Source organism: [Scytonema hofmanni] UTEX 2349 (assembly GCF_000582685.1).
GTDB classification, from domain to species: Bacteria; Cyanobacteriota; Cyanobacteriia; order Cyanobacteriales; family Nostocaceae; genus Hassallia; species Hassallia hofmanni.
On record NZ_KK073768.1, the window covers coordinates 3,318,496 to 3,333,112 of the forward strand.

Sequence of the window (14,617 nt, forward strand, 5' to 3'; positions counted from 1 at the left end):
TCCCAAGTCAATAGTCAAAAGTCCAAAGTCCAAAGTCCAAAGTCTAAAGATATTTTGACCATTGACCATTGACCATTGACCCTTGACCATTGACCCTTAACCCTTAACCCTTGATTTAGGAGAATTTCCCAATGCTAGATAATCGTGACTACACCTTAATTATCGACAAAAGCGGCAGTATGGCTACCCCCGATCAAAAGGGTGGTAAAACCAGATGGGCAACTGCACAAGAATCGACTTTTGCCTTAGCGAGTAAATGCGAGCAATTAGATCCAGATGGGATCACTGTTTATGTATTTTCTGGCAGATTTAAGCGTTACGAAAATGTCACTGCAAGCAAAGTAACTCAACTTTTCCAAGAAAACGATCCCTCCGGAACTACTGATTTAGCTGCTGTCTTAAAACACGCGCTAGATAACTACTTTGAGCGAAAATCTTCTGCCCAAACTAAGTTAAATGGTGAAACAATTCTAGTTATTACTGATGGGGAACCGGATGATCGCAAAGCAGTAATGAAGGTGATTATCGAAGCTTCAAGGCAAATGGATCGCGATGAAGAATTAGCTATTTCTTTTATTCAAGTTGGTACAGATGCTCAAGCTACCCGCTTTCTCAAAGTCTTGGATGATGAACTCCAAAGTGCTGGAGCCAAGTTTGATATTTGTGACACCATCACAATGGAAGATATGGAAGATATGACTTTATCAGAAGTCCTACTCAATGCTATTAATGACTAAATATCCGTTTTACAGGATTTGAAAGATGGATTCAATTGATAAGCTATTGGCTGAACTTCAAGCTGAATATACCGAATCAACAACACCCCAACAGCAACCACCACCAGCAAAAACATTCATCCAGCCACCGTCAAAATCGACATCTTCAATAGACAACCTTTTAGCGGAAGTTAAAGCTGATTTTGTTGAGAAAGAGACGGCTGAAGAGTTAAGAAGACAGCAAGAATTAGAACAAAAGCGAATTAAACAAGAAAAACTCAAAGCACAACAATTGGAAGGTTTGAAAAATCAAGCCAAAGATTGGCTGAAAAAATTAGATCCATTGTCAGCGGAAGGACTTTGGTTTGAAAAATTTGCTGAAAGTTATTCTTCAAAGTTAGAGGCAGCGATTGAATATTTACAAACTAATGAATAAATAATTTAATAAAAGTTAGGAGTAGAGACGCGATAGTTAGGAGTAGAGACGCGATATATCGCGTCTCTACAGAGTGCGATCGCTTTTAATTTGACTTGCATTTTTACCCAAATAATGCTGCACTGCCCATTCATGCATAGCATAAAGAATCGGTTGGAGACTTTTTCCTAAAGGTGTTAAAGAGTATTCTACTTTTGGAGGGATTTGTGGGTAAATTTCTCGATGAATAATACCATCTTCCTCCATTTCTCTAAGTTGCTGAGTCAGCATTTTTTGAGTAATTCCCGACAAAGCTCTTTGCAATTCACCAAAGCGTTTAACTCCAGGCATTAATTCTCTAATAATCAATACCTTCCAGCGTCCACCAATCACTTTTAGCGTAGTTTCTACTTCACAAGTCAGTCTGCTATAGTTTTCTGCTTCAGCTTTCATAGTTACTTTTTAGTAAGTATCTTACTTTTAAGTGCCTACTGTTTATATTAGCTTTAGACGGTTTAAAGTGTATATGAAGGTGAAAACGAAAATAGATCGGCATTGCTAAATCCATACTGTGCGATTCTCTGCGCTTTCCTTTGCGTCCCTCTGCGTTTCAATTCCATCCAAAGTGGACTGATATAAAATCACAAAAGTGGCTCTTGTAGAAGACAACTTTAATAATTACGCTTTAAATGTGCTGAAAGGGAGGCAAATAATGCTGACGCAAAGACAAATCATTATCAGAGAAGCAACAACCCAAGAAGACTTAGTGATTGCACACCACTTTTACCAAATGTGGCAAGATATGGGGATTCTGGAAGACGCTATCAACCCAGACTGGCATCATATCACCCTTAAGTATATCGACATGGCGCGTCGAGATTTGTTTTATAAAGCTTTTGTCGCAGAAGTTGATGATGTAATTATTGGCTCTGCGAGTTGTCAAATATTTGCGGGTTTATACCCAAATATTTTTCAACCAGAGTACCGGAAAAGCGGATACATTTGGGGCGTTTACGTCGAACCATCTTACCGCAGACAAGGCATTGCCAAACAATTAACTAGCATAGCAGTTGAATATTTGAAAGCGATCGCCTGCACGCAAGTAGTTCTCAATGCTTCACCAGCAGGTAAACCAGTTTACTCAAGTCTTAATTTCTCCGAAGGCAATCAAATGATACTCAATCTCGTAGTGAGCGCTTCAGCGCTCTAAATCATCTATGAATAATCCAGAAAACCTAACTCCCACACAACCCAGCAAAATCAAACGACTTCAGCTTTCATAGTTACTTTTTGGTAAGTATCTTACTTTTAAGTGCCTACTGTTTATATTAGCTTTACATGGATTAAAGTCTATATGAAGGTGAAAGCCTAAATTGATCGCGAGCATCGTTGCAAAGCGCAAAAACGCTTTATATTTTTAAGGAGATTAATTAATGGCACATATTCTGCATATTGACTCTAGTCCTCGTGGCGAGCGCTCTTTTTCTCGCAAACTTTCCTATGAGTTTGTCACATCCTGGAAAACTGCTCATCCTGATGATACACTCACTTACCGCGATTTGGGTCACAATCCCGTCCCCCATGTAGACGAATCGTGGATTGCTGCGGCTTTTTCACCACCGCAAGCACGTACCCCGGAACTCAATCAAGCGATTAAAATTTCTGATGAATTGGTAGATGAGTTTATCGCGGCTGATCGGTATGTTTTCGGTGTACCAATGTACAACTTTAATATACCATCTACCTTCAAAGCTTATATTGACCAAATTGCTCGCGTCGGTCGTACCTTTGCTGTCACTGAACAAGGTGCTTTTCAGGGTTTAGTTACGGACAAAAAGATGCTGATTGTTACGGCGCGTGGTGGTAGTTTTACAGAAGGTAGTCCTGCCGCACCATACGATTTTCAAGAACCTTATCTAAGGACGTTTTTTGGCTTCTTAGGGATTACAGACGTTTCTTTCATCCATCTGGAAAACCTGAGTGGGAGTGATGATGTGCGCGAACAGTCGCTAGCTCAAGCTCAAAAGGCGATCGCTCAAGCTGTCGCTAGTTGGTAATTGGTAATTGGGCATTGGGCATTGGGCATTAGTAATTGAGAATAAAGTCAAATCTTTTCCCATTACCCATTCCCCATTCCCTAAGTAAATTTACGCTTTGATAAAAAACTTATTTAAAACTGTGTTAAATGTTTGTTTTATTTGATGGTTGCGATGCCATTTTTGAAAAGCAATTTCGTATTCTTCGCTGTTAGTTTGATAAGTATTCCAAGCATCAAGCGCGACTCCTAGTCCCCAAAATAGCAAAATGTAAAGCGACCAGGAAAGACCGCCACTACTAACTAAATTGACTAACATTAAAACACTATTAACAATTGCATACTTGCCAAAACGCTTCTTTAATCTTTTTTGGCGATAGATGTTAAAAGCTTGGCGCTGTTGCATTTCTCCTTGTTTGTCTAACCAATCGCGTTCAGCTAGTTTTAAAGATTCTGGGGGAATTTCTAACTCAGCAGCGATTTCTAACAATTGCTCGTAAGAAAATTCTTTTTCTTTATCGTCCGCTTGACGAGCGATCGCTAAATGAAGAATTTGCTGCACATCTTCTTGATTATAGAAACGGGTGGCTTTAGATTCAGAAGCTGCCATAATTCTGTCTCTTGTATTACTTTTGATAAAGTTTTGTTACCCGATAGATATTGAGCAGTTACCCCACCACCATCAGGATTATTTACATTATCCCTAGGCTAGCAAATATAAATAGTGCTGTGGGTACGGTTTTCATACCATGCACACAGCACCACCAGCGCGATCGCTTGATAAAGGGCTAATTACCCTGAACTTAAAGCCGCAACATCAGTAGAAAAGATTTTTTTCAGATTTTCTGGCTGTGTCGCTGCCAAATATTGAGATGTCATTTCTGGGGTAAGCAGTTCTAACATAACTTGATTTTCCAACCAGAACTCAATCACATCGAAGAAAGATTCACGATTACAACGCACCACTCGCCAACCTTCACGTTTTCCAATCTCTTCTATTTCTTCTTGAGTCTTTGTAACAGAAATAGCTGCATGAGTAGCTATAAAGTTAGAAGAGTTAGCAATCTGTACAAACTGTACAGACTTGCCTTGCTCATCACCTTCACCAGGTATCAGCTTAGTTTCTAATGGATAAATTTCAATTCCTGTCCCATATTCATCCATAGGAAAAACCATATAGCTACCTGGATGAGGAAAAAATGGAAGAGCTTGTCCATTCCAAACTTCAGCTAGAACTTGTGCGACATGTTCGGGGTTTTGAGCAGAAAGAGAAATGTGATAAATCATAAAAAAAGACACCTTTTGTAATGTTAGAATCAGTGCGATTAATTTCGCAATGATAGTTAATCTCTACAATTTATGCTGTCAACTTTCCAGATAAGTTTAACTAGAAAATATAGCGAAATTTTCAAAGCTTTTTCTAGTATCCGCAGCATCGACAATCAGCGGGAGATGCGTAGCATTTATAGCCATTTGCAAACTAACTTCCCATCTTCAATTTCCCATTTAGCGCTCAAGCGATTTTTGGGAAAACTTTTTAGAGGCAAGTTGAGATTATTATTTGTTTCCTGCTGAGATATTTCTTGCGCTTCAATGTTTCTTACGGCTGAATCATTAAAATTGAATAAAGATTTTTTGTAGTTTAGTAACATGGCACACTTCCTTAGTTGAATGTTTATGGGACAACATCCAATACGGTTCGGTTAAGAATTTTTCGTGGTGATTTAGGGTATGTAGAGACGCGATACCCTTGCGTCTCTACAAGGTTTTTGGTCTATCGAATTTTCTTATCCGAACCGTATTGGGACAACATCTTTGGTTCTATATACTTAATAGCCGTAAGCAAAATTAACTTATGCACTTTTGTCTAATGCGTAAGCTATAGATTTATCAAGTTATGAGTTTTTGCTCTTTGTGACGTAATAAAAACTTTGGCACTAAATGCGCTTACCCTGATGACCTGGAGACTGCAAGCGCTATAAAGTAATGCTAATGTATTGCTGGGATTAAGCAGACACAACTAAGCCGCAATTTATGCGGTTCTATCAATCCAACTGTTATATAAACGTAATAATAAATACCAAATCTTAATTTTTTTCAGAAAACACGCAGTAAGGAGGAAAACCCAAATGACTGAAGATAATAAGATCCGCACTTTATCTGTTGATATTGGTGGCAGTGGTGTCAAGGTTCTGCTTTTGGATAGTAAGGGAAATCCCTTAAGTGAGAGGGTACGAAAAGAAACGCCGCAACCAGCTAAACCCGAACCAGTGCTCAATGCAATTGTTGAGTTAGCAGCAACTCAAGGTGAATTTGAGCGCGTTTCGGTAGGTTTCCCAGGTGTGGTACGCGATGGAGTGACAGAAACGGCGGTAAATTTGCATCCAGATTGGATTAAACTTGATTTGGCAAAGCAATTATCACAGCGTTTAAACAAGCCTGTGCGGGTGATTAATGATGCTGATATGCAAGGTTTGGGAGCAATTGTAGGTAAGGGTGTAGAATTAGTAGTTACTTTGGGTACTGGCTTTGGTTCGGCTTTGTTTGTAGATGGTAAATTAGTGCCGAATTTGGAAATGGGGCATCATGAGTTTAGAAAAGGCGAGACTTATGAGCAACAATTGGGACGTGCAGCTTTGGAAAAGATTGGTGATAGTAAATGGAATCGACGGGTAGAAAAGGCGATCGCATCTTTGCAAAGTTTGTTCAATTATAATTACCTTTATATCGGCGGTGGTGAAGCCACAAGGGTAAAAATTCAGCTACCTGAAAATGTGAAACTCATTCCAAATATTACTGGTTTACTCGGTGGAATTGCTTTGTGGCAAGATTGAGAATTGTTATTTGTTAGTGGTTTGTTGTTGGGTATCGGGCATTTATCCCCCTTGTCCCCCACTCCCCTACTCCCTTCCCTACTCAGTCTTACGAAAGATGTCACGAGGGTTAATAAAACTTATTAATTGGAGGGATAGGGTAGGGATAATAAAATATGCAATTGAAGCCGATAAATCAGCAAGTGGTAGCCATCGTTGGAGCTTCGAGTGGGATTGGACGGGAAACAGCAATGTTGTTTGCGCGACGTGGTGCAAAGGTAGCGGTAGCTGCGCGGAGTGAATCAGGGTTAAATTCGTTGGTGAAGGATATTCAAAGCTTTGGTGGTGAAGCGATCGCTGTTGTTGCAGATGTAAGTGACTTTGAACAGGTAAAGGCGATCGCCGATCAAACTGTGGCACAATACGGAAGGCTTGATACTTGGATTCACGCCGCTGGTACAGGTATAATCGCACCTTTTGAGCAAATTACACCGCAAGAGTTTCAACGAGTTATTGATGTCAACTTGATGGGACAGGTTCACGGTGCGATGGTAGCATTGCCCTACCTTAAACAAGAAGGACGCGGAGCATTAATTCATATTTCTTCAATGGAAGGTAGACGTGCTTTACCCTTGCAAAGTCCTTACTCTGCGGCAAAGCATGGTTTAGAAGGTTTCTTAGAAGCGCTGCGGGTAGAGTTGCAGTATGAAAAGTTGCCCATCAGCGTTACCTCAATTCTGCCTTCGGTAATTAACACACCTTTTTATAATAAAGTTGCTACCAAATTAGGCGTGAAACCGACAGGAATACCACCATATTACGATCCTAGCCTTGTTGCTGAAGCGATTCTTTATGTTGCCCAACATCCCACCCGTGATTATATCGTTGGGGATGTGGGTAGAGTGTTAGATGTGCTACAAAGATTTTCCCCTGAGTTAGTAGATTCAGTGTTGGTAGCCATTGGTATTCCGGGACAGCGTACCGACGAACCGAAGTCAGAAGACGCACCAAACAATGTTTTTGAAGCGATTTCCGGTTATGACAAAGTGAAAGGAGACTTTGGGAAGCTGGAAATTCCAAGTATCTCAGATTGGTTTGAGATGAACCCACCGATTAAGTGGGGTGCTTTGGCTGTTGCAGCTTTGGGTGTTGCCGCGTTTCTCGGTGGATGGGGGAATAATAATGATGTGTAGGCTGTTTTAGCTTTTGGGTGAACAAGCGATCGCATTGAATTATTGTAGAGTGCGATCGTTGATACCAAAGTTATGTGATTTGAGTAAAAATTCTTAATATTACCTAATACTATATTTTCTTGATATTGGCTAAACAAATGATTGTATCAGTATTTTCTCGGATGCATATTTAGTAAAAAGCGTGATTACATAAGCAAACTGATTTTTTAATTTGCTTAGGTATTAGGTAATGCCAGATATAAATTGGAGTGATATTTTAGACAATATTTCGCCTAATGAGAGTACGGAGAATGTAATTAGTAATAGATTTGTTGAACCGCTGCTACAGGCTCTTGGATTTAATCATCAAGAACAACGTCCAGAATTTAGAACAGGTAGTGGTAACGACAAGGTAGACTTTGCATGTCGCAAGAATAATGGTGATGATATTTTTTTTAATTCTAAACTTAATCCATATTTACTTGTTGAAGTCAAAGCACGAGCAACAGGAGCAGGAGCAAAAATTGATTTATCAGAAGCTACTCCTCAATATTTAGGTACTAAAGAGCAAATTAAAAAATATCTGCTTGCTCCTAACTGCAAAATGGCTCAGTGGGGGATTATTACAAACTCCATTCATATTCAACTATTTCGCCGACATGGGAAAGTTGTAATTCCAGCAACTTCTAGTATTTTAATTACTAAAAATAACATTAATGATATTGTTATTTATATTAAACACTTAATTCATAATCCTCCCAAAGCTTTAACTATTTGCGTCTACAACAATAAGGGGGGTGTAGGCAAAACTACAACAACAGTTAACTTAGCAGCTACTCTTGCCAAGGAAAACAAGCAAGTTTTAGTAGTTGACTTCGATCCACAACAAGGAGATTTAACTAAATCTCTTGGTCTAAGTTTAGGAAAAGTAAGTTTATATGATTGCCTAACTACTTCAGCTATAGATATTCATAATTCAATTCAGCAGTTCACAGTTAAATATAAATCTGGTCACAAAATAGAATTTGATGTTATTCCTGCCGATCCACTAATGGGGACATATACAGAGAGTGATTTGGCAGCAAAAATTGAAAAAGGATCTGCTAGATTAAGAGACATACTTAAAATTTTTCATAGTAAATATGACTATATCCTGATTGACTCTCCTACAACTTGGATGTTTTTTAGTCAAAGTAGCGTCTATGCCTCAGATGTAATTCTCATCCCCACAAAGCACAACAATTTAGCATCACTAGATAATGCTGCTAAAGTGATTAAAGAATTTATCCCAAAAGTTAAAGCATCTAGAAAAGACGGTGGACCAATTGCACTACCCATCTTTTTTAATGGAGAGAAAATAACAGATCCGGCTCTTCGCACTGCAAATTCTGAGGTTGAAGCAATTATTATGAGAGAAATAAAAGAGTCTAAATTTAATTTACTACCTTATTTCTTTCCAAAAGTTAAAGCAGGGTCAATTGACAAAACTATATTTTACCTGCCCGGCTATGCAATAGTTGCAAATGCTGCATTTTCTCGTGTTCCAGCAGCTTTCAAAGATTCCACTGCTGCCGATTATTATTTAGGTTTAGCCAAGGAGTATTTTTTATATGGGTGATTTTGATAACATTGGGAAACTGATGCACTTGCCTTTAGCTAATATTGAACCTGAAGTACAAATTTCCAAACCAGAGTTTATCATCACGGCAGCAGCAGAGGCTATCTATCAATCTGCTGGACGTAATTGGATTCCTGTAATTGTCAAAGAGACTAGTGACTACCACTATCAAGTTGTTAGCAATCACTTTGTTTATGCAGTTGCTCAACAGGCAGCTTTAGAAAGAGTCTGGTGCATTGTAATTGAACCAGACGCTCAGAATATTGAGCAAGCGAAAATTTTAGCGGGAGAAGCAATTCCCAAAGTAAATCTTAATACAGCATCAAGAGACACTATTCTCGCGGCACTGAGATACTTAATTGCAGAACCAGCTAGTGCATTGAAAGGAGTAGATGTGATTGTAGCAACTAATCGAATTGCAGCAGCAGACAGGAAAAGTTGGTCAAGCTTTAACTCTATTATTGCTTTGAAGTGTGGCATTACTAAAGGCAAAAAATTGGATGCTCTATCCAAAGTATTCTTTCTATCACCCTCAACACCACCACCACCACTACCACCAGAAGTAGTCAGCATTAAACATGCATCAAGAGATGAAATTTTTACTCGTTTAAGTTATTTATCAACATATAAAATAGATGGATTTGAAAAATTTGATGCAGAAAGTATAGCCAATATTTTGTTTACAGCTAGTAAAGGCAAGTGGAAAAGTTTAAATCCTATCTCTAAACTTGGATGTGACATTGATACTGCCAAAATCAAGACTCTTAAAACAGTGTTTAGTCTTTAATTTCATCCCTTAACTTCCCAAAGGTTCCACCACGACTAGCTTCTCAACATCATCCACCATTACTCGCGCTAACCCAAACTGCTCAATTATTGCCGCATTTGTCGTCAAATGCAGACTTACGTCAGCTACCCGATACTCACTTTTCTCGCTAGCTAAAGCTGCTGGTAGCAATAACTGATCCGCCAAATGTTCATCTACAGGTGCTATTGTTTGATGAAACTTCAGCAATTCCTCACAAGCGATTTCCGCAACTTTTTCTGATGACAACCGCTTCTCTCCCAACCCAGCAAAGCCAGCCACACTATTTTTATACTTAGCGGTGAGAAACAAACCCGCACCAGGAGCAATACCCTTTTCTCGCAATGCTTGTACAGTAACTTTTAATTTAGCTTCTTGCAATAACTTCTCAGCACGATTTGCCATTCTTTGGGGAATATTGGCAGGTAATTCTGTCACCACTGCCAGTCCCCGTATTTGCTGTAAGTCACCACGTTCGAGCAACTTGATACCAGTGGGTTTATTACCGCCACTGACCCGCAATTGCACTTCTCCCCCACCTTGAGGATACCATCCCCAAGCGCCAAGCTTTACTTGAGCTTCCACGCCCATTTGCTGTAACATTGGCAGATAGATTTGCTCAATGTACGTCGTTGAAGGGCTAAAGGCAACGTGAGTTCCACCCCGTAGAGTTACTTGAGAATCTACATCAACTAGTGCCAAAGGCAAAAGTATAGTTTGCAACACTAAAGTAACAGCACCCGCAGAACCACCTTCTCGTGCTTCGCTGACATCAAAGGTGTAATTTCCCGCTTGCACGGAACTACCGGGAGTGAATTCTAACATCATTGAACCGAAAGCATCACCCCGCAGTTTGGCATGACAAATTGCCGCAGCAGCACGAACTGATGTCAAGTGTTGTGCTGCTAATCCCGGTTTTTTGCGTCCCGCACGAATGTTGTAAATGCGTATGGGTTTACCTGTGATGGCAGCGAGACTTAAGGAGGTACGGAGAACTTGTCCACCTCCTTCTCCATAGGAACCGTCAATTTCAATCATGCGGTGCAATACTTTTCTATTTTTGTAATACTACAATAATACAATGTATAAAGATGGTTTGTCATCCTGTTAAGCACGCTTGTATTATTGGCGTTGCATATTAGCATGATGATTTGACAATATACATCTGGTATAAGTTAAATATCCGTTATCTAGAACCCTAGAGACGTAGCAGTGCTACGTCTCTACATTATTTTTTCACTACTATGTTTAATACACGTCGATAAATTCGACGTATTGTAAAGACGTTCCGGTGGAACGTCTCTACCATTGATTGTAGATGACGTATTGTAAAGACGTTCCGGTGGAACGTCTCTACGATTCATTGCCAAAAATAAATTGTAAATCTAACACAAAACCTGGAAGAACATCTTCACCAGATAAACTAGTAGGAGATTGTAAAACTTCCACTTCTACCAAAGGTCGATAAATTTCTACTTGTTTATTTTTCGGATTAATTAACCAACCTAAACGCAAACCATTTTCTATATATTCCTGCATTTTTGCTTGAGTATCTTCTAAATCATCACTTTCAGATACTAATTCCAGTACAAAATCAGGACACAAAGGTAAAAATTTCTTTCGTTGACTTGAAGTGAGTGCATCCCATCTTTCCATCTTGACCCAAGACGCATCGGGAGAACGAGTTGCACCATTTGGAAGTTTAAAACCTGTGGAAGAATCAAAAGCTTTTCCGAGATTATTTTGACGATTCCAGATTCCTAAATCAATATAAATTTCAAAGTTACGGTTTCCCGTTTCTCCCCCTGTGGGTGACATAATAACTAATTCTCCATATCGTGTTAATTCCAGTTGTAATTCTTTGTTAAAAATCACAACCTGTTCAAATTGTTCATCTGTAAATTTGAGATTTGGGGGTAACTGTAAAGTTAAGGCACTCATAGTTAATTCTCCAGAAAATGTGAGATTAGGTGGAACGTCTCTAGGATTGATTCCACATTATGCAACGCCAAAAATAAATTGTAAATCTAACATAAAACCAGGAAGAACATCCTCACCAGATAAACTACTAGGAGATTGTAAAATTTCCGCTTCTACCAAAGGTCGATAAATTTCTACTTGTTTCTTTTTCGGATTAATTAACCAACCTAAACACAAACCATTTTCTATATATTCCTGCATTTTTGCTTGAGTATCTTCTAAATCATCAGTTTCAGATACTAATTCCACTACAAAATCAGGACACAAAGGTAAAAATTTCTTTCGTTGACTTGAAGTGAGTGCATCCCATCTTTCCATCTTGATCCAAGACGCATCGGGGGAACGTGTTGCACCATTTGGAAGTTTAAAACCTGTGGAAGAATCAAAAGCTTTTCCGAGATTATTTTGACGACTCCAAAACCATATTTGACCTAATAAATCAAAGTTGCGGTTTCCTGTTTCCCCCCCTGTGGGTGACATAATAACTAATTCTCCATATCGTGTTAATTCTAGTCGTAATTCTTTATTAAAAATAACAACTTGTTCAAATTGTTCATCTGTAAATTTCAGATTTGGGGGTAACTGTAAAGTTAAGGCACTCATAATTAATTCTCCAGAAAATGTTAGAATAGCTTAATACACCAGATTTCAGGGAAATTAGGTACATTCGTCAAACCCAAATTCCTGTAAAGACGTTCCACCGGAACGTCTCTACGTGTGTTTAATAACAACGCAATCTGGTGTAAGTTCCTAATTTTTAATTCCAGCATCTTGCTATTCTCAGGATTCGTCAAATTATAGGTATCGACCATTTCCTTAAATTTTAGATGTTCTGGAGCGATCGCTCTCAACCTTCTTCTATAAAATAGGAATGGCGATTGGCAAGAAATCTGACTTCTGAATTCTTTTTTATCCGCGCTTTCATGCCATTTATTTAATATAAAATTATATAAGGCACTCAAAAAGAAAAATTCCAGCGCCTAAATTTTTAGCTGATTCGCAGTGTACATTCTAAAATTAACTTTTGGTTTACCAAAGAGTATGGTTGAATTTCTAAAGCGCGTTGAAATGCTTTGATTGCTTCACCGTACTCGCCAAGTGCAGCGTAACACAAGCCCATACCGTGAAGTGCGCCAAAATGTACTGGTATTATTTCCACAACTTTCTGACAGTCTGCTAGGGACTTGTGATATTTACGACTGCTGTAGTAGAGAAAAGCGCGACGATTCCAAGCTTCAGCAAAATCTGGTTGTTCTTCGATGAGTTGGTTCAGCATTGTTTCGGCTTCGTCTAGTTCCCCAGCGTCTAGTAACTTTTGACTGCGGTCAATGGTTTCTAGGGCAGAAATTCCCTTTTGCTTGAACCAGATGCGCCAAAGTTTCCTAGTCGCATATTCGCGCACTGTTTCGTCAGGATTTTTCAAATCTTCAAGTAAGGAATTGATTGATAAAGAATCCATGAATTTGAGTTTAGAGATTGTATATTAGTAATTTCGCACAAAACTATCTAATTAAGTCACTTTTAAAGCCATCTTTAAATTACAATAATTGCAATTTAGGCAATTATCATGCTATTTGTTGTACTCAGTAATACTATTAGTGCATTTACGCAATATATCAAGTCATTAACACAAACTTTATAAAAATGAAAAGGGTGTCTTGGCAGTTGACAAAACCCTAGAAAATAATACTTGATAAAAAGATAACAAAAATTAAATTGACTATGCCAAAACAAAACAGCGTTTCTCGGCATATTGTTCTGACTTCTCATCCCAGTCGTTCTGGTCCCAAACCGATCGCGATTAACTGGGGAGCAGCTGACCCGATGGAACGAGGTCCAGTGATTGCTACTTTAACAAAGTCCGCGCACCGCAATGTCATAGGCACTCATTCGGGTGGTTATGCGATTTATCGCGCTTTAGCAGTGGCTAGCGGAGCACTGCAATCAGATCATATAGCGGATTTAACCAACACGTCTCCAACAGAGCGTATTGGACCATATCCAAGCTGGTCTGACCCGGAGAAAATCGTTTCTCTTGACCCTTATGGTGCGATCGCTTCTGAGGTGTTTGCATCCTACTACGAACAGGGATATGATATCCGTCCGACCATCGCCATCACCAAAGCTCACATCAATATGCCCGAACTGCAAGAAGCGATCGCCAAAGGACGCTTGCAAGTTGATGGTAAAATTATGAAGGCTGGTGGCGATTTGGTGGTTACTAAAGCCGCAATTGAGCCGGTTTGGTATTTACCAGGACTTGCCAAGCGGTTTAATATCACTGAAGGCGAATTGCGTCGCGCTTTATTTGAACAAACTGGGGGAATGTTTCCAGAATTGGTCACTAGATCGGATTTGGAGGTGTTTTTACCGCCAATTGGAGGTTTGACGGTGTATATTGTCGGGGATTTTGAAGCGATCGCCGATCCGAATAAGCCTTTAGCAGTCAGGGTACATGATGAGTGCAACGGTTCCGATGTCTTCGGTTCGGATATCTGCACTTGTCGTCCTTATCTGGTACACGGAATTGAGGTGTGCGTGCAAACAGCACAAGAAGGTGGTGCTGGAGTAATTGTTTATTGTCGCAAAGAGGGTCGCGCCCTTGGTGAGGTGACTAAATTTTTGGTTTACAATGCTCGCAAGCGTCAAGAAGGAGGCGATCGCGCTGATGCCTATTTTGAACGTACTGAATGTGTGGCAGGTGTTCAAGATATGCGCTTCCAAGAACTAATGCCGGATGTCTTGCATTGGTTGGGCATTACTCGCATTGACCGCATGGTATCGATGAGTAATATGAAGTTCGATGCCATAACTCAGTCGGGAATTGAGATTGTCCAACGAGTTGCCATCCCGGATGATTTGATTCCTCAAGATGCGCGGGTGGAAATGGAAGCGAAAAAAGCTGCTGGCTATTTTACCACAGGAGATGTGTTAGATGCAAATGGTTTAGCTGATGTGAAGGGTCGAGCTTTGGAGTAGGACTGGGGACTGGGGACTGGGGACTAGGGACTGGGGGACAAGGGGGACAAGGGGGACAAGGGGGACAAGGGGGACAAGGAGAAT

The 14,617-nt window shown here is 39.7% G+C and carries 17 protein-coding genes; 9 read left to right on the top strand and 8 right to left on the bottom strand.

Annotation, left to right across the window (positions count from 1 at the left end; translation table 11 throughout):
• The first annotated feature begins 131 nt into the window (after positions 1–131).
• On the top strand, positions 132–737 hold the full coding sequence (locus tag TOL9009_RS0119915; RefSeq protein WP_029634336.1) for a vWA domain-containing protein: 606 nt from the start codon (positions 132–134) through the stop codon (positions 735–737).
• A 25-nt stretch (positions 738–762) separates the two neighbouring features.
• Positions 763–1,152, top strand: coding sequence for a salt stress protein, Slr1339 family (locus TOL9009_RS0119920; protein ID WP_029634337.1), 390 nt, complete (start codon positions 763–765; stop codon positions 1,150–1,152).
• Between the two features lie 66 nt (positions 1,153–1,218).
• Here the strand turns inward: TOL9009_RS0119920 and TOL9009_RS0119925 are convergent, their stop codons facing one another.
• The gene (locus TOL9009_RS0119925; RefSeq protein WP_029634338.1) at positions 1,219–1,584 is read right to left on the bottom strand and encodes a winged helix-turn-helix transcriptional regulator; all 366 of its coding nucleotides are present in this window, start codon (positions 1,582–1,584) and stop codon (positions 1,219–1,221) included.
• A 259-nt stretch (positions 1,585–1,843) separates the two neighbouring features.
• Here TOL9009_RS0119925 and TOL9009_RS0119930 point away from each other — a divergent pair, with 259 nt between their 5' ends.
• Together TOL9009_RS0119930 and TOL9009_RS0119935 are read left to right on the top strand one after the other, a co-directional pair.
• Positions 1,844–2,341, top strand: coding sequence for a GNAT family N-acetyltransferase (locus TOL9009_RS0119930; RefSeq protein WP_029634339.1), 498 nt, complete (start codon positions 1,844–1,846; stop codon positions 2,339–2,341).
• 223 nt (positions 2,342–2,564) lie between these two features.
• Positions 2,565–3,188: an FMN-dependent NADH-azoreductase gene (locus tag TOL9009_RS0119935; protein ID WP_029634340.1), complete on the top strand. Its 624-nt coding sequence runs from the start codon at positions 2,565–2,567 to the stop codon at positions 3,186–3,188.
• A 90-nt stretch (positions 3,189–3,278) separates the two neighbouring features.
• On the opposite strand, the gene TOL9009_RS0119940 is transcribed toward TOL9009_RS0119935, so the two are convergent.
• The 3 genes from TOL9009_RS0119940 to TOL9009_RS0119950 form a co-directional block, all read right to left on the bottom strand.
• Positions 3,279–3,776: a 2TM domain-containing protein gene (locus TOL9009_RS0119940; RefSeq protein ID WP_029634341.1), complete on the bottom strand. Its 498-nt coding sequence runs from the start codon at positions 3,774–3,776 to the stop codon at positions 3,279–3,281.
• A 182-nt stretch (positions 3,777–3,958) separates the two neighbouring features.
• The gene (locus TOL9009_RS0119945; protein WP_029634342.1) at positions 3,959–4,453 is read right to left on the bottom strand and encodes a hypothetical protein; all 495 of its coding nucleotides are present in this window, start codon (positions 4,451–4,453) and stop codon (positions 3,959–3,961) included.
• A gap of 176 nt (positions 4,454–4,629) precedes the next feature.
• Positions 4,630–4,818: a hypothetical protein gene (locus TOL9009_RS0119950; protein ID WP_029634343.1), complete on the bottom strand. Its 189-nt coding sequence runs from the start codon at positions 4,816–4,818 to the stop codon at positions 4,630–4,632.
• 477 nt (positions 4,819–5,295) lie between these two features.
• On the opposite strand from TOL9009_RS0119950, the gene TOL9009_RS0119955 reads away from it, so the two are divergent.
• The 4 genes from TOL9009_RS0119955 (at position 5,296) to TOL9009_RS0119970 (ending at position 9,556) form a co-directional block, all read left to right on the top strand.
• Complete coding sequence (locus TOL9009_RS0119955) at positions 5,296–6,000, top strand: ROK family protein (protein ID WP_029634344.1); 705 nt, start codon at positions 5,296–5,298, stop codon at positions 5,998–6,000.
• Positions 6,001–6,155: 155 nt separating this feature from the next.
• Positions 6,156–7,172 (top strand): SDR family oxidoreductase, encoded by a 1,017-nt coding sequence (locus TOL9009_RS0119960; RefSeq protein ID WP_029634345.1) that lies wholly within the window; start codon positions 6,156–6,158, stop codon positions 7,170–7,172.
• Positions 7,173–7,401: 229 nt separating this feature from the next.
• Positions 7,402–8,769: an AAA family ATPase gene (locus TOL9009_RS0119965; RefSeq protein ID WP_029634346.1), complete on the top strand. Its 1,368-nt coding sequence runs from the start codon at positions 7,402–7,404 to the stop codon at positions 8,767–8,769.
• Positions 8,762–9,556 carry a ParB N-terminal domain-containing protein gene (locus TOL9009_RS0119970; RefSeq protein ID WP_029634347.1) on the top strand — a complete coding sequence of 265 codons (795 nt, stop codon included), beginning with the start codon at positions 8,762–8,764 and terminating at the stop codon, positions 9,554–9,556. Before TOL9009_RS0119965 ends, TOL9009_RS0119970 begins: the two co-directional genes overlap by 8 nt.
• A gap of 9 nt (positions 9,557–9,565) precedes the next feature.
• Here the strand turns inward: TOL9009_RS0119970 and rtcA are convergent, their stop codons facing one another.
• The 4 genes from rtcA to TOL9009_RS0119995 all read right to left on the bottom strand — a co-directional run bounded on the left by rtcA (position 9,566) and on the right by TOL9009_RS0119995 (position 13,013).
• Positions 9,566–10,612 (bottom strand): RNA 3'-terminal phosphate cyclase, encoded by a 1,047-nt coding sequence (gene rtcA / locus TOL9009_RS0119975; protein WP_029634348.1) that lies wholly within the window; start codon positions 10,610–10,612, stop codon positions 9,566–9,568.
• Between the two features lie 315 nt (positions 10,613–10,927).
• Positions 10,928–11,515: a Uma2 family endonuclease gene (locus tag TOL9009_RS0119980; protein WP_029634349.1), complete on the bottom strand. Its 588-nt coding sequence runs from the start codon at positions 11,513–11,515 to the stop codon at positions 10,928–10,930.
• Positions 11,516–11,572: 57 nt separating this feature from the next.
• A complete protein-coding gene (locus tag TOL9009_RS0119985; protein ID WP_029634350.1) occupies positions 11,573–12,157 on the bottom strand; it encodes a Uma2 family endonuclease in 585 nt (194 codons plus the stop codon).
• A 385-nt stretch (positions 12,158–12,542) separates the two neighbouring features.
• Positions 12,543–13,013 (bottom strand): tetratricopeptide repeat protein, encoded by a 471-nt coding sequence (locus tag TOL9009_RS0119995; RefSeq protein ID WP_029634352.1) that lies wholly within the window; start codon positions 13,011–13,013, stop codon positions 12,543–12,545.
• Between the two features lie 263 nt (positions 13,014–13,276).
• Here TOL9009_RS0119995 and TOL9009_RS0120000 point away from each other — a divergent pair, with 263 nt between their 5' ends.
• Complete coding sequence (locus TOL9009_RS0120000; RefSeq protein WP_029634353.1) at positions 13,277–14,533, top strand: GTP cyclohydrolase II; 1,257 nt, start codon at positions 13,277–13,279, stop codon at positions 14,531–14,533.
• The last annotated feature ends 84 nt before the right edge of the window (positions 14,534–14,617 follow it).